We start from the raw sequence: 26,037 nt of genomic DNA, 5'->3' as shown, positions 1-26,037 counted from the left end.
ACCCTTCTTAACGGGTTTCTTCCCGTCTCCTTATCCTCCTTACACACCCAGTGCCAGAACTAGTCTCTGTAGGACCCCGGGTATGTACCGGTTAAGTTGTAGAGAGTTGTATCTCTCGCCATAGACTCTAAGGTATTTAGCGCTAGCCCTGTCGAGCATCTCGATGTCTTCGTCTGACAGCCGTAATGTTGCTGCTCGTACAAAGCTGTCTATTCTTGTTGCTCTACGGAAACCTGGTATCGGTATAGCTCTCTTGGCTATTAGCCACGCTAGTGCTATTTCAGCCATTGTGACACCTCTCTTCTCCGCTATCGCCCTGAGTGTATTGAGAAGCTCCCTGTCCCCTGCTACTCTGCGGAAGACTGGGTCGAGTCTCTGGGCCAGTGTTGACGGTTTTGCACCTGCTAGGGCGCCTTTCGCTAGCGGGCTCCATGCTATGAGTATGATGCCATGCTTCTCCATAAGCGGCTTTAGATGGTTCTCTGGTGTGCGGTAGCCTAGACTATACTGCACCTGGTTGGAGAGTATATCATACTTCTTTAGGCATTCGAGCGACTTCTCCAGGAGGCTCTCAGGGTAGTTGGAGAGGCCAATGTGGTGAGCTAGGCCTTTATCCACTGCCTCTTCGAGTGCCCTTATCACGTTGCATACTGGCGCATAGATTGGAGGAGGCCAATGGTGCTGTATCAGGTCTATGTCGCGGCCTAGGCGAGTGCGGCTTCTCTTTACGGCTTTCAGTATATCCCATCGTGTCCAGCGATACCCAGCTACCTTGGTAGCCACTATTACATCGTCTCTCTTTCCTATCGTTTCGCCTAGGATCTTCTCGGATAGACCACGTCCATATATCTCGGCCGTGTCGAAGAAGTTTATACCGTACTCGAGTGCACGTAGCAACCCTCTTCTTATCTCAAGGAGTGTTTCTCGACTTCTAGCATTCCATAGTATTGAGCCTGCTTGCCACAAACCCACACCGATTACGGATACGCGGGGGCCTCTTCTCCCCAATCTTGTCGTGGGTACCTCCTTCACTGTTAGCATCCCAGGCGTGTGGGGACTGTTGAGGGGTTTGGCTCTAGCCGTCTGGGTTTAGCGGAAGGGTATTCTGGAGGTATTGCCGGTCTAACAATGGGAATGGTATTACCTTGAAGGGTGGAGATAGTGGCGTGAAGCGGGTGCTGATAGTCACTGGTGTACAAGCTCGTGACCTTATCGTAGAGTATGTCAGGGAGGCTGTTAGGGTTGTCCCGGGTCTTAGCGTTGATGTTGTTGCGTTACCTATTGCTACCGCGGCACTCATAACGACGGATTTCCTTGTCAAGACGTTGCCACAAACCAAGAGTGATTACAAGAAGTATGATGTGATAATGGTGCCGGGCAAGTCGAGTGTCGATCCGCTGGAAGCTAGTAAGCGTCTTGGTGCCCGGGTGGTGAAGGGGCCTAGGAGCCCTGGTGAGCTTGAGTATGTATTTAGGCTGCTTGCAGAGGGTGAAGTTCGTCTCGACTATAGTGAGTTGCGAAGGGATATCCTTGAGATAGTTGCCTCTGCTTTCAGCAAGGCTAGGCGGCTATGTGTAGATGGAGGTGCTTGTGTTTACTATCAGCCTGGTTATACGCTAATTGTTGAGGTTACACCCAAGCAGGATAACAACGAGTTTGAAGAGTTTGTTAGGGAGGTTGTTGAGCAGAAGCCAGACTTTATTGTGTTTGGTGACGAGGAGTGGTTGAATGATGGAGAATACCGGAGGATGTTGAAGCATTTCGTTGAGCTTGTAAATGATGTACCGTTTGGCGTTGAGTCTAGGAGGGTTGAGAGGCTACTAGAGGCTCTGGATTACGGTGCTTCACTTGTCTCTGGCCTGTCTGGTAGCTCTCTTCGAGAGTTCAAGGCTTACCGTGACCAAGCATTCTTTGTGCTTCAACCGTTTGACGACCAGCGAGGACTGTATCCACGTGATGCGCACGAGAAGGTGACCCTTCTTCTGAAGGGTATAGAGGTGGCAAGAGAGTATGGTTTCCAGTATGTGCTTCTCGACCCTATTGTGATGCCTCCTCCGCTTGGCTTTGCTGATAGTATCGAGCCGTATCGGATACTGCGCGATACTCACAGGATTTATGGCGATTGTAACTACCCGTTACTCTTTAGCTTGGCTAGCCTTGAGGATGCATTGGCGACTGATAGCTTCCCGGTGTTCCTTTTCGCTGGGTGTATCGGGTTTGAGGTTGGTGCTAGCGTCTTCTGGATTGTGGCCAAGAGGGGTATAGAGGTTAGCGAGGCTAGAGCTGCTCTTGATGTAGCGTTAGCCTCGTATGTTAAGCATGCTCCTCCCGTAGACTTGGGAGTAGACCTTACACTACTGGGTAGCATTAGAGGCGAGCGCATCCCGATAGGTAAGGGTGAGGTAGTGAGGGTTGAGAGTGAAGTTGAACCCGCCAACTTTGACCGCGGCTATATACGTATAATGGTTGATAGAGGCGAGATTGTAGCAGAGTATGTTGAAGGGAGTCGAAGGAGGGTTTATCGTGGAAAAGATGGATTATCAATTGCAAGGCTTGTTGTTAGAGACTTTAGTGTCAACCCGGAACACGCCGTCTATATTGGTTATGAGCTTGCCCGCGCAGAGATAGCTGCTAGGCTACGTAGCGGGTATGTACAAGATGAGAAGTTCAAACCACCTCATGAGAGAATACGTGGCGTGTAGAGGGGCTCGGAGCCATCCTCTCTCTTCACCGATCAGGCCTCGGCCTTACTCCTCACAGCCCCTGTTGTCTTCTATTTACTACCGGTTATGAAGAACCGTGGGTGCGAGCTTGGAGGAGCTCCTTGCGCGGGCAGCTGCACTTGCAGGATCAAGAGCATTGCATCCGGTACCTTTGGAGACTCGTGAGAAAGAGTTCATGAGCGTCGCTGATAGTGTGTCGCGTGTGACGTTGTACAGGGTTTCACCTCCTTTGTGGCTTGTACGTAGTGCGTTGCGTGCTAGAGGCTTGTTATATCTGGTCTTCTGGGGTGTATCGCCTCGCGCTCTTCTAGCTATCGCAAGATCTGCTACGTTGACATTCTTTGCGCTGGACGCGCTGGGCGAGAGACCACTCGTACCTCTCGTTGTTGGTGTTAACGGCGATGTTGGCGGCGTTGCACCCGCTGCAGCGCAATGGCTGACAGAGGACATTGATGGTTTGAATGGCTTCTGGATATCGAGTTACCGTGCCTCTAGGCTCGCGCGTCTGCTCGGATCCAGGCTTGATGTTGAGAAGCGTGATAGTGTAACACTTTCTTGCTCTGAGCCAGATGCGTGTAGAGTTTGCAGTATTGTGGCTGGTGAAGTGTATAACTTGGAGAGTATTGTGGTGGGCAGGCGTGTCTACACCGGTGAATCGCTTAGAGATTTTCTCGAGCATGGTACTGCGTCGCACGGGAAAGGTACTAGCAAGAATGGCCGCACCACTGGAAATGTCGTCAAATGTGACGTTCTCGACGGCTATATATGGCTAAAGAGTGATAACGAAGAATGCCTCATCTTTACCCTACTTTCAACGCTGCTTGCTGGGCATCCTCCCGATTCGCTTGGAGAGTTTGTGTCAAAGACAGGTCTTGACTGGTGTACCGGCTTTGCGAGTATAGGGTTTAAGCGCTTGTACGATTTAATTGTTGACTGGAAGATTGTGTGAGGAGACGCTGTCCCCGAGGCGACCCGAGGGGGATGAAGAGGCCTCCCCCTTTGCCGATCCACTCATTTCTTCCCAGCGATGTTCAGTATTCTCCTCACTAGCTCCTCTTCGGTTACAGCACCGACTATCACATCAGCCACGTTGCCCTTATAGTATATTATCACTGTTGGTATCTTGTCGACATTGTACTTATCAGCTAGTTGCGGGTCCGACTCCGTATCGACTTTGCCGAAGCCTAGGTCGTCTTTGTATCTCTCGTCATTCAATAGTCTCCTAGCTATTATCTCAAACAACGGTTCGAAGGCTTTGCATGGCTGACACCATGGCGCCGTGAACAAGACTACTGTTACTCTGTGCTTCTCGAGAAACCTGGTAAAGTTCTCACTTGTCAACTTGGCTACCATCGACCCGTGTAGCTTCTCCAGGAGGGATATTCTCTCCTCTATAGCCGAGCGTAGCTTCCCGAGCATGTCGCCACTCATGCTCACACCTTCTACGTTCGTTGTAGCTCCGGGGAGATAATACGCATAGTTTGGGTTACTGCCCTGCAATGCGGTTGAGAGGGGGACGTGTGTATGGGGAAGGCCAGGCTGTATGTTGCGTGTCCCGATGAGATAAAGAGGGGTGAAACAGCTGACATCTACTTCCATCGTACACGTGAGGTGATTGAGAAGAGCGGGTTGAAGGAGCGAAGTGTTAGAGCAGAGTTCCATGTTTATAGCCTTCCCCAGGGCTATGAATGGGCGGTCTTTGCCGGCCTAGAGGAGGCACTTGCGATACTCGAGGGTAGGAAGGTTACTGTTTACGCGTTGCCCGAAGGGACCATCTTCTATCCTCGCGAGCCACTCATGATCATAGAGGGTCCCTACTACGAGTTTGCTGATCTCGAGACCGCCATACTGGGTGTGCTTAGACATGCAACCAGCATAGCCACTAAGGCTGCAAGGATAAAGCTAGCAGCTGGTGATAAACCAGTATTCTTCTTTGGCCTTCGTGCAGTACATCCGGCGATAGCACCAGCTGTTGACAGGGCTGCCTACATTGGCGGCGTTGATGGCGTTGCTGGTGCTGCTGCCGCCAAGTATCTCGGTATCAAACCGGTCGGTACTATGCCACACGCGCTCATTCTACTGTTTGGCGATCAACGTGAAGCTTGGAAGGCATTCGATAAGCATGTTGATCCATCAGTACCTCGTGTGACGCTAGTCGACACGTTTTATGATGAGAGAGTAGAGGCGCTAATGGCGGCACAGACACTCGGCGATAAACTATGGGGTGTTAGGCTAGACACTCCTAGCTCTCGTCGCGGCAATATGAGACGTATAGTGGAGGAGGTTAGATGGACACTAGACCTTCATGGCTACAAGCATGTTAAGATAATCGTGAGCGGGGGTCTCGACGAGGAGCGGATTAAAGAACTTAGAGACATAGTTGATGCTTTTGGAGTTGGAACTAGTATAGCGTTTCCACCAAGCATAGATATTAGCATGGATCTTGTGGAGGTCGACTATGGTTCTGGGTTTGAACCTATTACCAAGAGGGGTAAGTTGCCGGGTGCGAAACAGCTCTATGTGTGCGGATGCCGTCGCATAGTAAAGCCCTGGACATCAAAGCCGCCGGAATGCGGCAAGCCTATGCTCGTGAAGGTCATGGAAGAAGGACGTATAGTGGTCGACTTGCCAGATGTAAAGAGTATCCGGGAGTACGTACTGAAACAGCTCGATGAACTCGTAAGGTGTGAGCGTGTCGAACAAGTGTTTGAGGTCTAGCGAGACAACATGTATAGTATCGCGGCTGTGCGTACTGCATTTATAACATCTTGTGTTATATCATGTTTCTCAATGCTTGGTCTCCATGGCGTACCACAGTTATCAACGGCTATGATACTCTCCACGTCATCGCATGGCACCCTTATACACCCATCAGTAACCTCGACACCTTCATCACCTTTGTATACTAGTATCGACTCGGAGCATACTATGCATTGTGTGCCAACACGATATGCGTAAGCAATAGGCCTCCTGTAGAAGATTGTAAGCCTTTCCAATGTGTGAACACCTCTAGCGTCGCTCAGCTGTACTACTAGCTTCTCAACACTATGCCATGGAAAGTCGGTAGGAAGCTTCGCCGCTATACTCCCCTTGCCGCTAGACAGGTACACAGTTGTTGAAGTGATTGTTCGTTCGTCTTCTGTAGACACTACTAGGTATGCTATGCCGCCGCGTCTTGCTATATAGTCTAGTCTCAGTATTGGCTTGTTCCTGTCTATCAGAAGATATTCTGGCGCCTCTAACTTATGGACATCTGCGTAGTGTTTCAACGCTTCATGTACTAGTTTTGACAGCTCCTTGCAGTCACATAATAATAGTGTCTTGTGTGAGAAGCGTTTACATGCACATAATTCTGCATTCTCTCCGTAGACGTCATCTAGTCTACATTCTACTTGTAGTCCGTTCTTGTCACGGTCTACTATCCTGGCTGGTTTCCCATCAACCTCGATATAGTCTATATCATCGCGAGTTTCTACCTCTATTTTGAGACTCATTGAGTTTAACCCAGTTGGCACTGGCGGCTCTACGAGCCTCAATGAACCCAAGATGCTTTCTCTAATATCCTCCACGTTGTCTATGCCATAGTATATCCTTGTAGAGTCCATTTCTAGCTCTACACGTGGGTTTACGCATGATCCGCACGGCACTATGACCGGATTATCTGTTATAATTTCAGACGCCACTAGTCTGTCGTCATCATAAACTCTTATTGTCGCTCCCCTCACTATGTCGAGCCATTTCTCATCTATCGTGACTATTAGCGCTGCTGTACCGGGTTCCAGTTCGACAACATTGTTACCATGTTTTAATCGTAGCAATCCGGTGGCTGTATGTGCCGCTCTTACTGCCTTGATCTTTAGACGTGGTTTTGGTGTCTCTAATGATAAGGCTCTCGATACTAGTAACGGTGGCGCGAGACGTGCCTCTAGCTCGACTACATACTCATCGTCTAGCTTTAACGGTTTGAGACAGGCATACGCTCCCATTGTTGTAATGTCGAGTTCCACCGGCTCTACATTGTGATTTATGCTTAGGTCTAGCAGTGTGTAGCTTTGCACACCTATTTTCGCCTCTATCGGGCAGCGTTTACCCTCGCCAAGGTTCAACATTATGTCCTCATATTCGCTTAAGTCTATGCTATAGGCCCAGCCGCTGCTAACTACTAGTAGCTTGTCGCGATTAACAGCATAGAACGTGTCTACGGGTATCTTTATTCTTGTGTCTCCCACGTTGCCCTCAAGAATCTCAACGCCGTGTTCTCTTTTGACACTTAGAGTGAAACTAGGCGTTAGTATTGCATTGCTTGCGCTAGGTGTTATCACTGCAGAGTTTGAGGCGAAGAGCAACGTCCTAGTGCTATTGTCACACATGTATATCACCATGTCAGTGTCAGAATAGATAACGCGAGGCTCCTCGTCACAAGAGTCCAACACGTCAATGTTGTTATGCTTCACCATTGCTACTATCCACTTGCTGTCAGACCTTAAAGTGACTATACAGGTTGAGTGCGACGCGGCCAAGGGTTTAACGTTAACAGCTACTAGCCTTACAGTATTGACGCCGTTGCTAACTATACACCCGATATTATCGCATATAGTTGCGCAACCCCTTGATGCTCTTACGTTGCGCGGCTGACGGCTCATCTTTACTATCTCGAAGCCATATATTGTATCAACGACTACTGTAAACCCACGCCTAGAGGTCTTCACAACAGCTGCTAACGTGTAAGCATCATTCTCAAAGCCGGAATATCTAGCATCACCCTCGAGGTGAACAGATAGACTTGCCCTATCAACCACCTTCACCTTCTTATCATCGACCAAGAGCACGACGCGACGCCCAAGTATCCTGTGTTTCGGCTCCAAGCGGAGCTTAAGTAAGACCGAGCCAGCCGTGTCAACAATTTTCCCATTCTCGACGCGCAAGCCACGAGTGATATAGAGTCCTCCTTCCCTCTCATCACTCCACAGTACACCCTGAAGCATATCAACACCGTACGCTGCGACAAACTCACCACTTCTGCCGAACACGAGCTCGTACATTGAGAAAGAGTGTGCAACCACGCTCTCTAAGCTTGTCCCTTCGGGCAACGGTAGTTTCCATAGAAGCCTGGGTATTGGTATTCGTTGCATCTCATACTCTCCGGACAAACCATTCATGAAATGCCAATCTCGGAGACAGTAGCGAAAGTGATTGAGACGCAGAGCGTGGGTTATAGCCGTGTACTTGTCTGCATTGTGCTGCTAGGGCGTGGATAGTGGGTAAGGTTTACGTGCTTAGGGAGCCAAGGAAGAAGGATTGGAACATCTACGCGCTTAGAGAGGCTGCAAGGCTAAAGAAGTGGTTCATAGGCACATACTACTCGCCTAGATTAAAGCGACTACTCATCGCATTTAAGCCGACGCCAGGCACGCACGTTAATCGTCTAGTGTTTGAGGAGATGAATGAATCTCTGCTCAGGGAATCGTATCAGATGGTATGTCCACCTGGTTGCGGCAGATGCTGCGTAGCTAAGAGCGGTGCATTCATGCTTGACATTGAGGTTACGAAACTTCCTCCCGAGCTCCAGTTGAAGCTAGAGGCGCAGCCCAAGGAGCGTATATTGACTCCGGGAGGCGTCGTGACCATATATTACATTGGTACTGGGCCCGGCGGACGCTGTATATTCTACAATGCTCAGCAGAGAAGGTGTATGCTGGAAGCACAGTACGGCAAGGAGGCTAAGCCGATAATCTGCCTCATCGAGTACTGTACCGTATTCGCCGAGAGGAATGGCAAGAAGTATCTCAAGACAGGTTACAAGGTGACTGACAATGGCGTTCTCATGTTCTATAGGAGCGTCGGGGGGGATGAGTGGAAAGCTGCTATCCGTAGAATGGCTAGGCTAACAGAGCGTATTGCCAAAGCTGAGAGGAGGAGACGCAAAGAACAACAAGAGGCTCAAGAGCCACGCATATAGTCTAGGAGCGTTTTCTGACCACTACTTGCCCCACGTTTACTTCGGTACCATCGAGGAGCTATCCTCTTCAACGTCCCCCAGCTCCTCCTCACAAACCATGGTGGTTCCTCCGGGTTCTCCTCGTAAGCCTCTCTTATCCACGCTAAAGTCTCCGGATCGGTGGGATACCCTGACCCCCTAACGCCATACTCTCTCCTCAACTCCTCAATAACAGCATCACGATACACCTTGGCAATTATACTAGCAGCGCCTACTATCGTGTATCTAGCATCAGCCTTGGGCTCCGCTATCACTTCTCCCATAAAACCAGCTCTTCTTATCGCTGCGATAATCTGCCTGGGATCACCCACAGCATCTACGTAGACCTTCTTGAGGCTCTCCCCTAAGATGTCCATTGCGCGCCCAACTAGGAAAGCTATAGTGTTACGCTCTATCACGTTAAGATTGACTTCGTCGATCAGGCGGGGGTGCACATAGACTCTACCAACGTAAACTGCGCTACGCTCGATTAGCGACAGGAGACGTTCTCTTTCGGCTCTTGAGAGCAATTTGCTATCGTCAACGCCAGCAAGACGTATGTTACCAACATCCTCCGTGCACATGGCAACACCGGCAATAACCATCGGGCCAATTATTGGCCCTCTGCCAGCCTCATCAACGCCCATCACGATAGCACTACATTTCATCCCTTTACACCATGCACGTAGACTCTACCGAGACTACGTGGCACATAACCCTTGACTAGCTTCACCGTTATAGCCGCAGCGATCAACACTGCAATGTAAGGCGTAGCTTCGCGAGCTTCGTCGGGCAACCATTGTAGCCATAGTGATTTTGCTACCAGCGAGAATCCATAGACGAGCGCGGGTACGTAAGCAAGCAGAGGCTCCCATAGTGTCATTGGCGTCAATGCTATTGACAACCACCCTATACCAGCCGTTGCCATGGGTCTCCATCTACCCGCGACTATCATTACGAAGAGAGCGCCGGCATACCCGGCTAACATGCCGTTGACGAGTACCGCCGCGGTCCTAACGCGGGCAACATCGACACCCATCATGTCAGCCGCAAATGGATTATCGCCAACCGCGCGAAGCCTAGCGTCAAAACCCGTAGCTCTCAACAAGAGCCACACCAGGACTGGCATAGTGTAGGCTACAAGCACGACAACCTCGAAACCACCTACGCGCAATGGTTGTGGGAGTGGGAGACCCGAGTAAGGCTCGCCAAACATCGTCGAGATAGACACACCAGCCATGTATACAGCAACGCCAGCAACAATCTGGTTCAGTTTAAAACCGTTAACGAGCACCGCATAGAGAGCCGCATACGCAATACCAGCTAACATGCCAGCCAGTACCCCAGCCTCAACACTACCAGTCATCAACGACACCACAACCCCAACAAGACCGCCTATGAGCATTATACCCTCTAGACCAAGGTTTACAACGCCAGCTCTCTCTGACACAGCCTCTGCAAGCACAGCAAGCACTACCGCCGCAGCGCTACGCAAAACCGTACCCGCGAGCAACACGAGGTCAACCATGGCGTTTCTCCACCCGCACGATTATACGGTAAGAGGGTATAGTCCTGGCCGCCAATACAACCAGGAGAAGCACACCTTGCACATAGTAGAAGTATGCTGCGTAACCGCCAGGGATAACATCACTCGCAAAACTACCAAAGTGGTACAACAGCGCCACGAACAAGGCGGATATAGGCACTGCAAGAGGATTTAGGCCAGCTATGAACGCGACTGTTATACCAGCAAAGCCGTAGCCTAAGCTCGCATACCCCATGCTAAGATAGCCTCTAAGAGAGGCAACATGAAATCCTGCCAAACCGGCAAGACCGCTTGACAAGAGAAGTACCACTACACGCACTAGACGCGGACTATAACCAGCTGTTCTTGCAGCCTTCTCGTTAGACCCTACAAGCCTCGCAACAACACCAAACATCGTACGATGATAGAGGTAGTTAACCACGAAGCACAGGAGTATGCCAACCACTAGCATTAGCGGGAACCCCGCTACAATCGGCTGCGATACACCCCACTCCGGCGTCTTAGGGAACAAACCATACCTGCTAGGCCACACCTTGTAGACAACATACTGCAGCATGTAGAGCGACACATAGTACATCATCATGGACGATACTATCTCGCTAACACCCGTGACCAATAGTAGCGCCACGGGCAAGGCCCATAACACGCCAAACAACATTGAAGCTACCACTTGTAACGCCCAGTGTAAGCCCGCATAGGCAGCAGCAGCCGTACCAATAGCACCAAGTATCATATAACCTTCAAGACCAATATTCCAGACCTTGCTGCGAAACGCAATAACGCCCGCTAAGCCAGTCAACAACATCGCCGTTGTATAACGCGCTATTTCAAATGAAGATCTGGAAGCCCATCCTGTATCGCTAACCCAGAGGCTGAGATACCTCCCAATAACCGGGAACGGGTCAACACCCGCGTAGATAAAGGGCAGCAAGAGTAACACAAATGACACGATAATCAACGCTAAAAGCACAGTAGCCTTTCGCTTGAAAGAAACACTCCCCAGGGGTTCAACGCGGAAACGTACCACTACTGGCAACTTAAGCGAGAATAGCCCTGACGATCTCAAGCCGCGACGCCTCCGCGCTATACTCCCCGGCAACACGCCCATCCCGGAAGACAAGAATTCTATCAGCAACTGCGAGAGCCTCATCAACCACAGGTGTTGCGAATAACACCCCAACGCCACGGTCAGCAAGCTTAGCTATCTTATCGAGGAGTGCCGCACTCGAAGCTACATCTAGACCAGCCGTAGGGTTATGCATTACGACTATAACCGGATCGCCTATACCCATCTCTCTCCCAAGCAACAACTTCTGTTGATTACCACCACTCAGAGACCCAACCTTGTCCCATACGCTACGCGCCACAACACCAAAGCGCTTCACGATACCCAAGGCCATATTGACTGCACGTTTAGTATCAATGATGCCCCATCGCACCACAGTACTCGCTGCATGTATAGGCACAGTCACATTCTCAACAATATTCATGTCAGGAGCCAAAGCTTCGAGACGATCTCCTGGTACATACCTTCCACCTGCCTTCCTAAAGCCAGCCACATTCTCGACAACAACACCATCAACCTTAACGATGCCTCTCTCGCGCCTCCTTAGACCAACTATAGCCTCTAGAAGCTCCCGTTGACCCATACCCTCAATACCAACAATCGCAACAATCTCGCCACGCGCTACACTAAGATCAACGCCCTTGACCTTCAACACACCATACTCGTCACGCACCACAAGATCGCTAACCTCCAGTGCCTGACTACCACTTGCGCCTCGCTTACGCTCAACACGAAACTCTACCTTCTCTCCAACAACATAGGATACCAGCACATCTTCGGGCACGCTTCGAGGCTCGTCAATCGTTGTAACTACACGACCACGTCTGAGCACTGTAACCCTATCAGCAACCTCGTATACCTCACGTATCCTGTGAGTAACGTACACCATGCTTACCCCGAGGCTCTTCAACTTCTTTATTGATTCTAGCAGCTTCTCAACTTCAACACCAGAGAGGAAGGAAGTCGGCTCATCGAGTATCAGAACCTCAACGCCAAGCGCTATGCCAAGTGCAAGCATGAAACGTTGTCTATCTACAAGTGGTAGGCTACCGGCATCAGCGTTAAAGTCTAGTCGCCAGCCGAATGACCCCGCTACCTCCTCAACATCGCTCGTCGTAACTGCGCGCCCACGAGCATCAGCATACAGCTTTACAACCTCTCTAAGTGAAACACCATGCGGGAATTCAGGATACTGTGGGATATACAATATGCCACTACGGAGAGCGTCTCGCGGCGAAAGTATTGATACCGGTCTTCCTCTTAGTTTTATGACGCCTTCGTCCGGGTAGATCAGACCATAGAGAGTCTGCGCTAGCGTTGACTTACCTGCACCGTTTTCCCCGAGAAGCGCGTGAACCTCCCCCTCGCAAAGTGTAAAATCTACGTTTTGTAGGGCTCGTACGCCTCCAGGATAGGTCTTCGACAAACCGCGGGTCTCGAGTAGAGGGGTGCACCTCATTACGCCTTCACAACCCCCTCAACGAACCAGTCCATGTTCCACAGCTGGTCGTGGCTTGCTCTCATCCCCTCCGGTATCCTCACGCGGCCAGTGGAGTCACGTATTGGCCCGGTGAATGGGTCCCAGCTGCCGTCGAGTATCTCACGCCTCCTCTTCAGTACGTACTCTAGCACCTCCTCTGGCACATCCTTGCTTATGTATTCGCGTATGATCTCCTCCTCAACCTCGCGTAGGCAGCCCATGTACTCTTTCAGCTCGTTACGCTCGTCGTAGACGTCCGGTATGCGTCCACACTTCTTGACATAGGCGGCGCGAGACTCTCTGGGCGGCGCTATGTCGAAGACGCCCATCCTCATGTCCCACCAGTAGTCTCTCGGTGTCGCTGGTGGGAAGTCGCTCCAGATGTCAGTGTTGCCCGGCTTCTCGGGGTTCACGAGACGGGCAAGAATAGCGCGTATCACTAGCTCTAGGTATAGCGGACCCCAGTCTACGATCTGGCCCGCTAGCACCGCGTTACGGGCATCACCCTCCAGTATCCTCCTCATGTCGCTGTAGTGGCTGAAGGTGTAGACTCTCTTACCCTGCGTGTAGTACTCAGCTATGGTTGTAACTATGGCTGTCGAGTCCTCGGTGAACGCTATCACGTCAACACCCTGGCTTATGAGGACCTCGGCTTCAGCCCTGGCCTTGTCAGGGGCGAACCAGGCACCCAGAGGACCACGCACTATCACCTTGACCTCATTGGGGTTCCTGCCTACAAGCTTCGCACCCTCACGAACGCCCAAGGCGAATGCATTAATGTGACGGATAACCTCTGGTATGAAGTGCGCAGCTACGTAACCCACCTTACCCGTCTTGGTCATCGCGCCTGCCAGTATACCGTTCAGGTAGTACGCTTGATACGCTTCAGCGAAGTATGTCACAACATTCGGGTATAGCCTCTTGTACCCAGAACAGTGGCCGAAGAGGACATCCGGGTACTGGCCAGCCTTCCTGTTAGTTGGATCCATGTACCCGAAACTGGTCGTAAAGATGAGCTTGTTACCCTTAGCAACGGCGTCGTCGATAACCTGGCCTACACGGTCCTCGGGCACCTGCTCCACGTAGCCCGTCTCAACAAGCTTCTTGCCGAGCACCTCCTCGACATACTTCCTACCCTGGTCGTGCTCGTAACTCCACCCCATGTCACCAACGGGGCCGACATACACCCAGAACGCCTTGAGAGGCTCTAGACCGGCTTTCTCGACTGCAGTCTCGAGCGCCTCTCTGACGGTGCTTGTAGTTGTTGGTGAGGGTGTACCGCCGCCAAGCCTACCCAGAAGGTAGCCGGCTGCAATCGCTGCACCGATACCGCCTAGGATTGCAAGAGTCTTCCTCCTGCCAGGGTCTGTCACGAGCCTACCCCGGTGCCTTACGTGCCTACTACACCCTCTTTTAATGGAGGGTCGAGGAGCTACTATCACACTACTCAATGACGCGTTAAGGCGGGCGCATCAACACCGACTCTTGTCTTACCCCCAGTACTACCATCCGCTCGGTGTGACCGCCGGTACTACTAGGCTCCTAGTGTCTAGAGGAAGAACTGGATAACACCCGAGTGGCACCGCCCCGCCAGGGGCTAGAGGTTGGTGCGCAAGCTAGGTGTGGTGCTGCACGCAACCAGGAATGGCTACATAGTGGTAAAGCCAGAGGATACTAAGCAGTTGCCACCGCTCGGCATACCAGTATACGATAGAGAGCTGCGCAAGAAGTACGGGACGATACTGGATGTGATAGGGCCGGTGGACAACCCGCTGATAGTAGTGAAGCCGGAGAGCAAGGAGATACTCAAGACTGTGAAGAGCGGCGAGGAGCTGTACTACGTGCCCCCGAGGCCCCCGCGCAGGAGGAAGAGGAGGGGAGGCGGGAGGCCCTCGGGGAGGAGGGGGAAGGGTGGTCGTCGCGCCCCTGGCGGGGCGGGAGAACGTCGTAGAGGTGGCAAAGGGTGAATGTGGGAGAGGTCGGTGCACTCGGTCAATGTCCCGTGTGTGGCGCACCTCTAATGAGGTCCCCCGAAGGCTACTTAGTGTGTAGCCATGGCCATGTTATTGATGATCAACCCCTCGACTCTGGCCCCGAGTGGAGAGCTTTCAACGCAGAGGAGCACATCACCAGGAGTAGAGTCGGTGCACCACTAACAGAGAGGTTCCACGACCGCGGCGTCTATACCGTTATGCAACCCACAAGAGACCCAAGGTTCCGTAAGCTAGCCGCGCTCCAAGCCAGGTTGAGGGTAGAGAAGCACGAGAGTGAAGTAGAGGCTTTCCAGGAGCTTAACGAGGTTGCTGGTATACTTGGCGTGCCGAGCCACGTTATTGACACAGCGGCTGTGCTCCTGCGCAAAGCACTATCCAAGAAGGTGATGAGGAGGGTTGGTGGAAAGAGGCTAAGGGAGTGGATGGCGGCGATAATAGTGGCCGCCGCTCGTATAGCTGGCGGCCCGAGCCTATCGATACGCGAGGCGGCAGAGAGGCTTGGCCTGGATGCCGCTAGAGTGGCGCGAGCCTATAGGGAGCTAGTAATGAGCCTTGGCGTTCACGTTAAGCCTCCAGACCCTGCCCAGACGGTCCCCAAGCTCACCGAGAAACTTGGCCTCAACCCTGCTGTCGAGATACTCGCAGCTAGACTGCTTAACGCGCTACGCCAGCGCGGCTTGACGCAAGGCAAGCCGCCTCTAGGCCTCGCAGCCGCCGCGGTCTACCTATCGTCGATACTACTCGACCAGAAGAGGAACCAGATGGACATAGCCAAGGCAGCCGGGATAACCGATGCGACAATAAGGAACCGGTACAAGGACATCGTAAACAACCTCTTCATCGAGGTGGATCTTTGAGGCTCGGGAGGGGCGAAACTCTTCACACCGGGCAACCCGGTCCGATCGGCTGTAAAGCCTCATCGCCGTTTCTTGACTCTCCAACCAACCAGGTTAACAAGGTACTCTCTACACACCTTACACACCAGAAGCCAAGCGCCACGCCTGATTAGTTCCCTGCGGGCGGGTCATGCAGACTAACGAGCTGTTGAGTGGCCGTTACGCCGAAGGATTTAGACGGGATTTCGCGTATCGCTTGCAAGTAGTTGCCTGGGGAGGCGCCGGAGGAGGTGTAGCATTTGCCTCGTGTCAGGGTCCGTATACTCGGCGGCGAAGTGAAGGAGGTAGAGGTTGATAATGGCGCTCGAGTAGCGGATGTGCTTCGTGCGGCGGAGCTGCTCTCGACGGAGTATGTCGTCACCAAGAATGGGAGGGTTGTGGCTGAGGATGAGCTTGTAACTGATGGCGACGAGCTTGTGCTCTACCCGGTGGTGTCGGGTGGCTAAGTGCAGCGTCTGCGGCAGACCCGCGATATACGTGATGCGAGCGTCTGGTATGGCTCTGTGCGAGAAGCACTTTCTCGAGTACTTTGACCGGAAAGTGCGTAGGACTATACGACGCTATCGCCTCTTCAATCCTCATGATAGGATAGCGGTTGCAGTGTCCGGCGGCAAGGATTCAATGTCACTACTCCACTACCTACTCCGCCTATCACGACGCGCACCTGGATGGAAGATAACAGCGCTACTCGTAGACGAGGGTATACGCGGGTACCGTGAGTACACGGTAGAGAGGTTTCTCCGATTCGTCGAGGAGCACAGCGTTGAGTACCGTATAGTCCGGTTCAAGGATGAAGTGGGCTACACGCTTGACGAGATAGTGAAGATTGGTAAGGAGCGTGGCCTACCCTACCTGCCGTGCACATACTGTGGTGTCCTTCGCCGCTACCTTATGAACAAGGCCGCGAGAGAAATGGGTGCGACTGTAGTCGCGACAGGCCACAACCTTGACGACATAATACAGACTTACATGATGAACGTGCTTAGCAATAGTTGGGACAAGATTGCAAGGCTTGGCCCCGTCTCCGGGCCCGGCCAACACCCGAAGTTCGTTAGGAAGGTGAAGCCGTTCTACGAGGTTCTAGAGAAGGAGACTACCATCTATGCCGTGCTAAACGGGTTGTACACGGGGTTCGAGGAGTGCCCGTACGCTAGACTAGGTGTACGCTGGCAAGTGAGGAGAATGCTTAACGAGCTTGAGGAGCGGACACCCGGCGTCAAGTACTCTCTTCTCCGCAGCCTACAAACAGCGATAGAAATCCTGGAGAAGTGTGGCAAGGTGTCAACTAGCGGCGAGGAGGAAGAGGGGCCCTACACCTGTGCCATATGCGGCGAACCATCGGCACACCCAATTTGCAGAGCGTGCCAGCTTCGCTTGGAGCTCGGCATATTGAAGCTTAGCGAGGAGCGTCTACAAGCTCTACCCGAGGCCGCCAGACGCATGGCACAGGAAGCCATGAGTAAATGGTCTAAGGGCAGGTAGGAGCACCAGATGTTTCGGGATGTACACGGGGTGCGCCCACAGCTCGATCCACCTGGGCCACCTTGTGTTATCTCGGGACGCGTCAAGCCATGCCGCCGCTGTGCGGCCCCTTATGCCTACACCCCTGGCCCTCACAACGTCAACAATCACAATCTAGTCCTAGTCTACGTTGTACCACTCGCCTAGGAGCCATGAGTTGCCGATAAATACTCTACGTAGGCCCGCCTCCTTGGCTATCCTTGCAGCCTTAACTGCATGCTCCTTACTCGTGGGCGGCAAGTCTCGCAACAAGTGATCCGGGTGGAAGGCTAGCAGGATGAAGGGTATGTCGGGGTCTATCGAGGCGAGGTACTCTGCCCAACCCCTCACCTCCTCAAGGTCCACATAGCCAGGTACTAGGAGGAGACTCGTTACTAGTAAGGGCGGCTCCGGCTTACCCGCCTCTAGCCACATCTCTGCGACTAGCTTCACATTCTCTCTTACACGCTGCGCTGCATCAACACCGGTGAGCGCCTTGTAGACGCTAGGGGTCCAAGCCTTCACGTCTATCTTGACTATGCCGCCGGTATCTAGGCTCAACCGGGCCATCTCTCTCATAATCGCTGGGTTCGCGATACCATTTGTCTCCCAGCATACCCGCTTAACGAGGCCTCTCCTCCTAGCTTCTTCACGAATCGCTCTCGCTGCCCTTAGCACCCACGGTGCGTGCGGCGTCGGGTCACCCCCGAAGAAACAGACGCATGTTACACTTGGGTCCATTGCAGCCTCTACTAGCTCCTCTACGCTCCTGGAGCTGGAGACTATGGTTTCTCTCCTCGTTAGCATCGTTTTATGCTCCCAGTTCTGACAGTAGAGGCAATCAAGACCACAGCCAGCGAAGAACACTGCAAGGTTGTACATGCCGCGCTCGACGCCATGTGTGTTCGTCCAGCGGGGGTACCCGGCGCCAGTGTTAGCCGGGCATACCGGCGCTGCAACACAGTTTGTCGGATGCGGGTCGAGATACCAACTCACAACAGCATGCATGGATAGCTTCTCGGAGTACAGGCCGGGGCGAAGCACAAGTCTACCTCCACTGTTGGACACGATACCACAGTACCCGTAGCCTCCCTCGCCTATCACGCACCTATTGACGCAGAAACTGCACTGGATCCCACCGGTACGTAGAGGTTCCAGGGGTAGCTTAGCCCGGCTTCTCCACTCGCTGTGCACGCGCATAGCCCTACTCAGCGCCTCGTTGGGCCTACGCCTCAGACACTCGACGCACACGCCAATAACACTACTGATGGTGTTATCCTCGCGCCCGCAGAGCAGGCACTTGCCCATTACACTCCCTACCATCCAGTGTGGCGGAGAGACCGGTATCACCCTACCTGGCCTCTGGCGGGCCCTCTGCCCCCGCTACTATATTGGGGTAGGGTTTGGAGACCTCCTTTACCCGGGGTTCGGGCTGGATACAGGGGAGGGTGAAGCAGGGGTGAGTGAGCTATACCCGCGCAGAAACGAGTACGAGCAGATCGTGATATCAGCGCCGGGGCCGGTAGCGATAACGAGGGTGCAAGGCGAGGAGGAGGAGATAGTACTGGAGGAGGATCTCGAGGAGGCCGCAAGGAAGGCGTTTAACTCGGCACTCTTGGTGTTCATGCGTGCACTGGTGGCCTCGAGGATCGAGCCGGAGGATGTGCATCTAAACATGCAAGCGTTTACACGCGAGTATATAATCGAGAATGATGGGCGTGCTGTTGTGCTCGAGGCCAGGCTTAGCAAGAACCTAGAGGTGCGCGTCGAGGCGAATGCAAGCAAGGTGCGCTATGTGATAGTCTACCCGAAGAGGGATAGAACAGCGAGAAGAGCTGCTAGGAGGCTCGAGAAGGCGCTCATGGAGGTTTTGCACGAGCCTCTCACGCACGCTCCATAAACTCTTTCATAGACCCCATAGCATTAGCCTCCTAACGCGTCCTGCTATCCTCTCGACGAAACGGGGTGACCTCTCCACCGTCCTCCGGGCAACCTGGTATAGTGTCTTGCCAGCCTCCACGTACCGCCTGTAGTCGAGTCTGGCGAGTTCCTCGAGCATATCCTTGTGGCGCAGGAGGGTCTCTGCTAGCTCGGCGACCTCGCTGTTAAAGCTACGCACTCGGATGGATGAGGGGTCGCTAAACCACTTCATGACTTGCATCTTGTTTATCTTGTACCTCGCGTAGGCCTCCATAAGCTGCTGTGATATCCAATGACGGGGTACCTTGCCCTCCATAAGCTCCCTGATTAGACTCCATGCCTCACGGCCAGGCAGACCAGCCAAGCCTGCTATCGTCGCCCTTGCTACAACTGCACCATCCAGTGGGCCCCCAGCGGCATCTCGGAGCGCTTCTGCACCTTCGCGTGGATCGCCTCTACCGAGCCACAACGTAGAATAGAGGAACGCTATACCCGCGAATAGCGCCTCGCTTTTTGGCGACGCCACGCGCCCCGAAGTCACGTCTATGAGGAGAGCTACTAGAGAGGAGGCTGTAACGTCTTTCAAGCGTCTAGGTGACCACGATCCACGCAACTGTCGGCACCAGGGTGGTTAGGATAAAGCCCCTCTAACGTGTCTAGGTTCGCGCGGGGTGTGAAGACAGACTCCAATTGCGAGGGCTTAGGCCCGGTGAGCGTGCTCCGCCCCTCCAGACCCCCCGCCTTTACCCAATAGCCTAGCCTCTAGCTCCTTACGAACAAGCTCTTCTATGAACTCGCGGTGCACTCTAGTGAGATGCAGGTAGAGGCCTTTGCGTGTGAAGGGTCCCTTGCTGCAAACCGCGCATCTCAGAAGACCTCTCCGCTCGAACACTAGCGTCATGGCTACACTCTCGATAACCTCCTCCGCCATTCTCTTAGTCTCGCCCGCAAGCCCAAGCGCATCAATGTCATACCTTAGACCGGATGCCCTCCTAGCAGCAGCTTCAGCCAGCTTCTCAACGACATAGGATAGCGCAAGCACCATGCATCACCCCTTCATCGGCTTAACTGCTATTAGTGCCGCGAGGAGGGCCGCGTGGGCTTTACAATCGTTGCTCTCCATAACACTCCTTATGGCCTCGCCCGGCTCGACGCCAGACGCTTCAAGCAAAAGCTCCTCGGTCTGGACAAGCTGCGGTATGAGCGTCTGGCATACGCCTGGCTCGCTCCTCGCAGCTTGAAGCGCAAGGCTCATGGCCTCGACTATAGTCGTGGCGCCCAGCTTCTCGACTAGTTCTGGCACCCAGTTCTTACGCGCCGCGACTTCGACTACAAGGTTTGGTATGTAGGGTAGTGGCCGAAGCTCCTCAAGCCAATCAACGATGTAGTCGTCGAGTATCGCCTCGATCGATTCACGGATTACACCTGTACTAGTGGCTGCCAGCTCGACCAGTAGGTCTAGGAGCTCTGGCTGTACAGGCTGGGGACCCGGGTGAGCGAAACTAACTGCATTGCTTGCTGTTTGCGAGGCTGGCATAGGGGCTGCCCGGGCGTATAGCTTAGGGAGGGGTAGGGGCTGGCGACCGGCGAGATAGTAACACCCGGCTAGGGTCGTCAGATGCTCCGCTTGACTATGATAGTCGTGCCTAGCGCCAGCATCACCCCAGCAGCTATCGCGGCAACACCTGCCGCAGGTACGCCCAGTGCTAACGCTAGCCCACCAATTCCGAACATCAGCACCGACGCGCCATAGCCGATGTACACCGGCTCTTTTGGAGGCTTTACGATGCTGCCATCGCTACGCAGCGGGGATCCGCAGTTCGGGCACCTCTTGACATCTATGTTGGCACCGCAGTGTGGACATTCGCGCGCCACGAATGGCACCGTGCGGTTACAACGTGGACACTTATACGTGGCGAGCGTAACGTCGTGCCCGCAGTTCCCGCATTTAACTGGCCGATTGTCCTTCAACCTCTCTATGACCTCGGCTAGGAGGTCCGCGAGCCTCGGAGACGCCTGGTATATTATCACGCCACCGTCAAGCCTGGAGACGTATAGCCTACCCTGAGCCATGTCGAGGCCTAGTTTTGTCACCCTACCGCTACCCAGCCTCCCAAAGCTATCCTCAATGCGGCGGAATGCTTCCTCACCGAGTGCAGCCAGCGCCTCCGCCTGCTCCCTCTCCAGCTGGCCACGTATGTATACGGGTAGACCCTCCCTACTCACAACAGCAAAGGCGACACCATCAAGTTTGTCGATATAGTCTAGCAGCTTCTCCGGGTCAATTGTGGGCGTCGCTAAGGGTACGGTACCGAGTTCCTCGCTCATACACCCACCCGGCCTTGCAAGACCCGCTCCTGCTCCTCAAAAACTAGCCGTCGCAGCCAAAATCAGAGTAGGACTCTATCCGGTACGCCTATGCAGATCTTGACGTCAGCACCACGAAGCTATAGTGTCCATGCTCAGCTTGTGCCAAGCATGGAGGCCGCTACTGCCACCTGCCCGAGCGCTATACCACCATCGCCCGCAGGCACCTTCCGCGGCAAGACCAGCTTAACGCCCTCCTCCGAGAGGCGCGCCTCTACAGCCCTCGCTATAACATCGTTGACTGCCGCACCACCAGCCATGTACACGTTTTCACCATCCTCTGCGTTGTTTAACGCGCGGAGCGCTAGCTCCGCTAGAGCCTCACCCAGCCTCCACATGACCGTATACGCGAGACTTCGCCTATCCACACCCTCCATTAGAGCCTCAAGCACCATCTTAAACAGCCTCGTAGTGTCAACCATGTTGCCTCTTATAGGCGCGAATACATCATCGAGAAGTTTACCCCTTCTCCCGTAAGCCTCGAGACGTATAGCGGGTTCACCCTCATACCCACGATGGTAGCAGACACCAAGTAACGCTGCAAAGGCGTCCAGTATCCTACCCATGCTTGAAGAGAGAGGCGCGTTGCCACGAGCAGCTTGTATAGCCGCTACACGCGCCTCACTCTCACCATAGGGCAGCCCACGAACCAACCCGAGCTTAACAGCCATCTCGACAGCCTCGTCTACACCCATCAGTTTGGTTAATATCGCAATAGCTATCCTAGCCGGGTACTCCGTTGCACGGTCCCCACCCGGCAATGGCTGTGGCTCAAGATGACCAACACGCTCGAAGCTAGCAAGATCGGTGACTATCACCTCGCCGCCCCATATGCTACCATCCAGCCCGTAGCCAACACCGTCAATCGCTATACCGACACGCCTCACGCCAGGTTTCATCCTCCTCTCGGCTATGACCGATGCAACATGTGCATGATGATGCTGCACTAGTATGAGCTCGGCTCCGGTTCTCGAAGCCCATTCCTCCGCGAGCCTCCTCGAGTTATACCTGGGGTGGAGGTCGGCGACGAGAACAGCTTTGGAGACGTCAATCGAGTACTGCTCTACAAACCACTTAAGGTACTTCTCGAGCTCCATGAGGGTATCATAGTCGTCGGTGTCGCCTATGTACTGTGTCAGTACGACCTTATCCTCAAATGCAACTGCCCCCGCGTTCTGCAGTTCAGCCCCGAACGCCACTACCTCGCGTGGTAGGCGGAAACCGAGTCTTATCCAGGTTGGCGCGTAGCCCCTACCACGTCTTATCAGGACTAGTCTTCCGGCAGTAAACCTGGCAACACTGTCATCGACGCGATTGACTATAACGCGATTATGGTTGAGCACGTAATCCACGATACCCTTGAGTTTCTCGCGGACACACTCTATGCTCGTGCACATCGGTTTACCGTGCACATTCCCGCTTGTCATTATGAGGAACTTGTCGCGTGTCTCGGATAAGAGGAGGTAGTGTAGAGGAGAGTAGGCGATCATTACACCCAGCGTGTCTAGGCCGGGCGCGACATACTTGGACACTGGTGCGTCTTCGCGTCTAGGTAGGAGTAGGATTGGCGCCTCTGGCGACTCTAGGACACGTCTAGCTTCCCTATCGAGGTATACTAGCTTCTCAGCGGCGTCACTATCTAGAGCCATGAGTGCAAAGGGTTTCGTTGGCCTCTTCTTCCTCTTGCGGAGTTCTAGAACAACATCGTCATCGGATGCAAGCGCCGCTATATGAAAACCTCCTATGCCCTTAACGGCCACTATACCGCCTTCATCGATGATTCGAGCAGCTTCCCTAATCGGATCGCGAGTCTCCACGACCTCTCCATCAATCGTTTCGAGCCATACACGAGGCCCGCATTTTGGACAGCTTATCCCTTGTGCATGGAACCTCCTCTCGTTCCACGGGTCGCGATACTCTCTCTCGCATCCCGTACAGAGGGGAAAGTCTCGCATCGCAGTATTCTCACGGTCATAGGGTACCGTGTACATCATCGAGAATCGGGGGCCACAATACGCACAGCTATTGAAGGGGTAACGGTACCTACGGTCGTGAGGGTTTAGAACCTCGCTAAGACAGTCTCTACACACCGCGAAGTCAGGAGGTATCATGCTTCTTCTTCTAGCCTCGCGGCTTGATGGTAGAATCCGAAAACCCCGGATGCCCTCCCAGCGCTCGACTATGATCTCCAGGTCTTCTATCCTGGCCGGCGGGGGGAGCTTCTCGGCAAAGAGGCGCAAGAAGGCACGTAGCTGCCCCCAACTACCCTCAACCCTAATCTCTACCTCGGAGCCGCCAAGGTTCCTAACGTAACCCGCTACGCCGGAAAGGAGTGCAACCCGGTATACGAATGGGCGGAAGCCCACACCCTGTACTATACCCGAGATGAGGAGCCTTAGTGAAGCCCTTCCCATACCATCCGGCGCCTCCTACGCTCCTCGACGTACCTACCCATCAGCCGTATCTTACTGACAAGCCCCGCAACCATCTCAGCCTTCTCCCGCCCCCTAGCCTCTCCATACCCTTCGAGGAAGAGCTTGTAGAGGCTGTCTGCGTACTCCGGATGAGTCGACTCCACAGCCCTGAGAAACAAGTGGACATCAACCGCCTTGTCCTCCTCATCATCACTAGACCCCGATAACCCGAAATCTATGAGCTTGTAGGACCCTCTCCCAGTCACAATGATGTTACTAGTGGTGACGTCACCATGGACGAACCCGTGTTCGTGCAGAACGCCTATCATCCATCCGAGCCTCTTAACAGCATCAACAGCAACCTCGTCAAGCCCACACTCCTCTATATACCACCTTAGACTCCTCCCCTCGACATACTCCATGATTATCTCGGCGTCACTAAGCCTCACTTCATAGAGTAGAGGCACGCTGAGTCCAAGTTCCAACGCCCTAACCAGCATACGAGCCTCCACGAGCGTCCGTCTAAACCTCAGCGCATCGTCAATCACGCGATGACGGTAAGGCTTAGGTACCCTTCTTTTCAGAACAGCCAGCCTACCACCCCACTCTACAAGATACAGTTCCGCCTCCGCGCCCCTCGCCAGCAACTTCAAGGCTTCAGCCCCATCCTCAGGAGTATCAAGCCGCCTAGGCAAGGTGAAAACCTTGCCATCCTCTGCCAAGGCTCTTAGTAGTGACGTAGCTTGTCGACTAGCCTAGCACTTAGCGCGTGAAGAGCTAGGATAAGGAGGCCAAGACATACCAAAGCGGAAAAACACGTGTTAATGCATGTGCTGCAAAACCTAGGCGCGTTATGTGTTAGAGGGTTTTACTCTTGCACCTCTGCGCTCTCCTTCCTCTCGCGCTTGCCTATCTCGCGGGCCTCGGGGCCCTCCACCTTCTTCCAACGACCCTCGAGCTTCTTGAGCACGTCTGGTAGCGTTGTGTACTCCATCTCCTCGGCGTGCAGCCTGTGCGGCATGAATGGGCCGTGGCGGCGCATGTACTCCGCGATCTGCTGGGCGAGCCTCCTCGTCTCGTCGAAGGCGACATCCTCGAATAGGTCTACTGGGCCTATGAGCCTGCCCTTTGTCACCTGGAAGCCTAGTGCGATGACTCTTGGTGGGCCGTCGAACCTGGTGCACCTGGCGTCGCGGAGGCCTACGGGCATTAGTGGGCCCCAGTGGCTGCCTCTCATCCAGCCTGGCACGAGATGCGGGAATGCGAACGGCTCTAGGATCTCGCCGAGCGCAGGGAAGCCGTGCTGTACTCTCGCGATTGCTACCGGGTCGTCCTTACCGACGTACCTCCCTGCTATGAGGTTGAGCCTCTCGCTGCTAACGACGGCTGCTATCTCGCCGTCGGTCTTCCTGAATATCCTCTTGATCACATACCTGGTTGGGTCGCCTATGAGCGCTAGGATGTCGTACATCTCTTCGGGTGCGTTAAGCTCGATCATACGACCCTCGTAGAGGTCTAGTATCTGGAAGCGGAAGCCATCGTGCATCCTGGGGTCTATGACTAGACCTGCGGTGGTGAAGGGGTCGGCGAAGGCGCGGAATAGTGGCAGGTTGAAGGCGCCGGGCTCGGTCTTGTCCGCCATGAAGATGACTATGGGCTCGCTTGGCCTCTCTACTATCTCCATCTCGGCGACTCCAGGGCCTAGACCCCTAATGTTACCGCTGAAGGCGTCGCTGAGCAGGTCCTGGCCAGCGGCGTATAGACCGAGCTCCTTGGCCACCTCGGCCGCCTTCTTGAAGGCGTTCCAGGCTAGCTCGTGTATCTCGGGCGAGTCGACACCCTTACGGTGCGTCATGATGAGCTGCAAGTCGTCGCCAACGTGCGTCACATAGAAGTCGATGATGACGCCCTTTCTCTTAGCCTCGGCTAGTACACGAGCAGCAGCCGCCATCGTGTCTGGGTGTACCTTGTGGTGCCCAGCAATGCTACCGATATCAGCCTTTATGACGCTAATTGTAACCTTGCGCTCCTCACTCATGACCTGCACCATGGTGTAGACGTGTTCGGTAGGATAAACGGGTTTCCGCACACACAAACCCACATGCCTTAAGACCAGCCCACAGGCCCGTGCACTTGTGGGAAGAGGGCACGCCT

25 protein-coding genes are annotated in these 26,037 nt (G+C 53.7%); 9 read left to right on the top strand and 16 right to left on the bottom strand.

Annotated elements, in window-relative coordinates; translation table 11 throughout:
- Nucleotides 1-39: 39 nt before the first annotated feature.
- Nucleotides 40-1,041 carry an aldo/keto reductase gene (locus PYRFU_RS08785; protein ID WP_052296977.1) on the bottom strand — a complete coding sequence of 334 codons (1,002 nt, stop codon included), beginning with the start codon at nt 1,039-1,041 and terminating at the stop codon, nt 40-42.
- A gap of 104 nt (nt 1,042-1,145) precedes the next feature.
- Here PYRFU_RS08785 and PYRFU_RS08780 point away from each other — a divergent pair, with 104 nt between their 5' ends.
- Together PYRFU_RS08780 and PYRFU_RS08775 are read left to right on the top strand one after the other, a co-directional pair.
- Nucleotides 1,146-2,702 carry a DUF4346 domain-containing protein gene (locus tag PYRFU_RS08780; protein WP_048192005.1) on the top strand — a complete coding sequence of 519 codons (1,557 nt, stop codon included), beginning with the start codon at nt 1,146-1,148 and terminating at the stop codon, nt 2,700-2,702.
- A 109-nt stretch (nt 2,703-2,811) separates the two neighbouring features.
- Nucleotides 2,812-3,672 (top strand): hypothetical protein, encoded by an 861-nt coding sequence (locus PYRFU_RS08775; protein ID WP_014027319.1) that lies wholly within the window; start codon nt 2,812-2,814, stop codon nt 3,670-3,672.
- Nucleotides 3,673-3,734: 62 nt separating this feature from the next.
- On the opposite strand, the gene PYRFU_RS10580 is transcribed toward PYRFU_RS08775, so the two are convergent.
- Nucleotides 3,735-4,154 (bottom strand): thioredoxin family protein, encoded by a 420-nt coding sequence (locus PYRFU_RS10580; RefSeq protein WP_014027318.1) that lies wholly within the window; start codon nt 4,152-4,154, stop codon nt 3,735-3,737.
- A gap of 93 nt (nt 4,155-4,247) precedes the next feature.
- Here PYRFU_RS10580 and PYRFU_RS08765 point away from each other — a divergent pair, with 93 nt between their 5' ends.
- On the top strand, nt 4,248-5,441 hold the full coding sequence (locus PYRFU_RS08765; protein ID WP_014027317.1) for a nicotinate phosphoribosyltransferase: 1,194 nt from the start codon (nt 4,248-4,250) through the stop codon (nt 5,439-5,441).
- Here the strand turns inward: PYRFU_RS08765 and PYRFU_RS08760 are convergent.
- Nucleotides 5,438-7,855 carry a hypothetical protein gene (locus PYRFU_RS08760; RefSeq protein WP_014027316.1) on the bottom strand — a complete coding sequence of 806 codons (2,418 nt, stop codon included), beginning with the start codon at nt 7,853-7,855 and terminating at the stop codon, nt 5,438-5,440. The genes PYRFU_RS08765 and PYRFU_RS08760 overlap by 4 nt on opposite strands.
- Before the next feature lie 125 nt (nt 7,856-7,980).
- Here PYRFU_RS08760 and PYRFU_RS08755 point away from each other — a divergent pair, with 125 nt between their 5' ends.
- A complete protein-coding gene (locus PYRFU_RS08755) occupies nt 7,981-8,682 on the top strand; it encodes a YkgJ family cysteine cluster protein (protein WP_014027315.1) in 702 nt (233 codons plus the stop codon).
- Here PYRFU_RS08755 and rnhB read toward each other — a convergent pair.
- From rnhB to PYRFU_RS08730, 5 genes are all read right to left on the bottom strand, one after another.
- The gene (gene rnhB / locus PYRFU_RS08750) at nt 8,664-9,368 is read right to left on the bottom strand and encodes a ribonuclease HII (RefSeq protein WP_014027314.1); all 705 of its coding nucleotides are present in this window, start codon (nt 9,366-9,368) and stop codon (nt 8,664-8,666) included. The genes PYRFU_RS08755 and rnhB overlap by 19 nt on opposite strands.
- Nucleotides 9,365-10,228, bottom strand: coding sequence for an ABC transporter permease (locus PYRFU_RS08745; protein ID WP_014027313.1), 864 nt, complete (start codon nt 10,226-10,228; stop codon nt 9,365-9,367). The genes rnhB and PYRFU_RS08745 overlap by 4 nt, the downstream gene beginning before the upstream one ends.
- On the bottom strand, nt 10,221-11,177 hold the full coding sequence (locus PYRFU_RS08740) for an ABC transporter permease (protein WP_167827918.1): 957 nt from the start codon (nt 11,175-11,177) through the stop codon (nt 10,221-10,223). Before PYRFU_RS08740 ends, PYRFU_RS08745 begins: the two co-directional genes overlap by 8 nt.
- A 106-nt stretch (nt 11,178-11,283) precedes the next feature.
- The gene (locus PYRFU_RS08735; RefSeq protein WP_014027311.1) at nt 11,284-12,771 is read right to left on the bottom strand and encodes an ABC transporter ATP-binding protein; all 1,488 of its coding nucleotides are present in this window, start codon (nt 12,769-12,771) and stop codon (nt 11,284-11,286) included.
- Nucleotides 12,771-14,165, bottom strand: coding sequence for a BMP family ABC transporter substrate-binding protein (locus PYRFU_RS08730; RefSeq protein ID WP_048192001.1), 1,395 nt, complete (start codon nt 14,163-14,165; stop codon nt 12,771-12,773). Before PYRFU_RS08730 ends, PYRFU_RS08735 begins: the two co-directional genes overlap by 1 nt.
- Before the next feature lie 234 nt (nt 14,166-14,399).
- Here PYRFU_RS08730 and PYRFU_RS08725 point away from each other — a divergent pair, with 234 nt between their 5' ends.
- From PYRFU_RS08725 to PYRFU_RS08710, 4 genes are all read left to right on the top strand, one after another.
- Nucleotides 14,400-14,759 (top strand): H/ACA ribonucleoprotein complex subunit GAR1, encoded by a 360-nt coding sequence (locus PYRFU_RS08725; RefSeq protein ID WP_048192784.1) that lies wholly within the window; start codon nt 14,400-14,402, stop codon nt 14,757-14,759.
- Nucleotides 14,756-15,643 (top strand): transcription initiation factor IIB, encoded by an 888-nt coding sequence (locus PYRFU_RS08720; RefSeq protein WP_014027308.1) that lies wholly within the window; start codon nt 14,756-14,758, stop codon nt 15,641-15,643. The genes PYRFU_RS08725 and PYRFU_RS08720 overlap by 4 nt, the downstream gene beginning before the upstream one ends.
- A gap of 278 nt (nt 15,644-15,921) precedes the next feature.
- Nucleotides 15,922-16,128, top strand: a complete 207-nt coding sequence (locus PYRFU_RS08715) for a MoaD/ThiS family protein (protein ID WP_014027307.1) — start codon at nt 15,922-15,924, stop codon at nt 16,126-16,128.
- Nucleotides 16,121-17,164 carry a TIGR00269 family protein gene (locus tag PYRFU_RS08710; protein ID WP_014027306.1) on the top strand — a complete coding sequence of 348 codons (1,044 nt, stop codon included), beginning with the start codon at nt 16,121-16,123 and terminating at the stop codon, nt 17,162-17,164. Before PYRFU_RS08715 ends, PYRFU_RS08710 begins: the two co-directional genes overlap by 8 nt.
- 159 nt (nt 17,165-17,323) lie before the next feature.
- Here the strand turns inward: PYRFU_RS08710 and PYRFU_RS08705 are convergent, their stop codons facing one another.
- Nucleotides 17,324-18,490 (bottom strand): radical SAM protein, encoded by a 1,167-nt coding sequence (locus PYRFU_RS08705; RefSeq protein WP_048192782.1) that lies wholly within the window; start codon nt 18,488-18,490, stop codon nt 17,324-17,326.
- Between the two features lie 151 nt (nt 18,491-18,641).
- On the opposite strand from PYRFU_RS08705, the gene PYRFU_RS08700 reads away from it, so the two are divergent.
- A complete protein-coding gene (locus tag PYRFU_RS08700) occupies nt 18,642-19,082 on the top strand; it encodes a hypothetical protein (protein WP_014027303.1) in 441 nt (146 codons plus the stop codon).
- Between the two features lie 6 nt (nt 19,083-19,088).
- Here the strand turns inward: PYRFU_RS08700 and PYRFU_RS08695 are convergent, their stop codons facing one another.
- The 7 genes from PYRFU_RS08695 to fbp form a co-directional block, all read right to left on the bottom strand.
- Nucleotides 19,089-19,715 (bottom strand): hypothetical protein, encoded by a 627-nt coding sequence (locus PYRFU_RS08695; RefSeq protein ID WP_167827916.1) that lies wholly within the window; start codon nt 19,713-19,715, stop codon nt 19,089-19,091.
- An 87-nt stretch (nt 19,716-19,802) separates the two neighbouring features.
- On the bottom strand, nt 19,803-20,147 hold the full coding sequence (locus PYRFU_RS08690; protein WP_014027301.1) for a hypothetical protein: 345 nt from the start codon (nt 20,145-20,147) through the stop codon (nt 19,803-19,805).
- 3 nt (nt 20,148-20,150) lie between these two features.
- The gene (locus PYRFU_RS08685; protein ID WP_014027300.1) at nt 20,151-20,639 is read right to left on the bottom strand and encodes a hypothetical protein; all 489 of its coding nucleotides are present in this window, start codon (nt 20,637-20,639) and stop codon (nt 20,151-20,153) included.
- Nucleotides 20,640-20,716: 77 nt separating this feature from the next.
- Nucleotides 20,717-21,430, bottom strand: coding sequence for a double zinc ribbon domain-containing protein (locus PYRFU_RS08680; protein ID WP_014027299.1), 714 nt, complete (start codon nt 21,428-21,430; stop codon nt 20,717-20,719).
- 134 nt (nt 21,431-21,564) lie between these two features.
- Nucleotides 21,565-23,883: a carbamoyltransferase HypF gene (gene hypF / locus PYRFU_RS08675; RefSeq protein ID WP_014027298.1), complete on the bottom strand. Its 2,319-nt coding sequence runs from the start codon at nt 23,881-23,883 to the stop codon at nt 21,565-21,567.
- Complete coding sequence (locus PYRFU_RS08670; RefSeq protein WP_083818588.1) at nt 23,865-24,578, bottom strand: Kae1-associated kinase Bud32; 714 nt, start codon at nt 24,576-24,578, stop codon at nt 23,865-23,867. The genes hypF and PYRFU_RS08670 overlap by 19 nt, the downstream gene beginning before the upstream one ends.
- 173 nt (nt 24,579-24,751) lie before the next feature.
- Nucleotides 24,752-25,921 (bottom strand): fructose-1,6-bisphosphate aldolase/phosphatase, encoded by a 1,170-nt coding sequence (fbp, locus tag PYRFU_RS08665; RefSeq protein WP_048191996.1) that lies wholly within the window; start codon nt 25,919-25,921, stop codon nt 24,752-24,754.
- Nucleotides 25,922-26,037 lie beyond the last annotated feature (116 nt).

The organism is Pyrolobus fumarii 1A (assembly GCF_000223395.1).
GTDB lineage: Archaea > Thermoproteota > Thermoprotei_A > Sulfolobales > Pyrodictiaceae > Pyrolobus > Pyrolobus fumarii.
The sequence above is the reverse complement of the archived record's forward strand: the minus strand, read 5'-3'. Positions and strand labels throughout refer to the sequence as shown.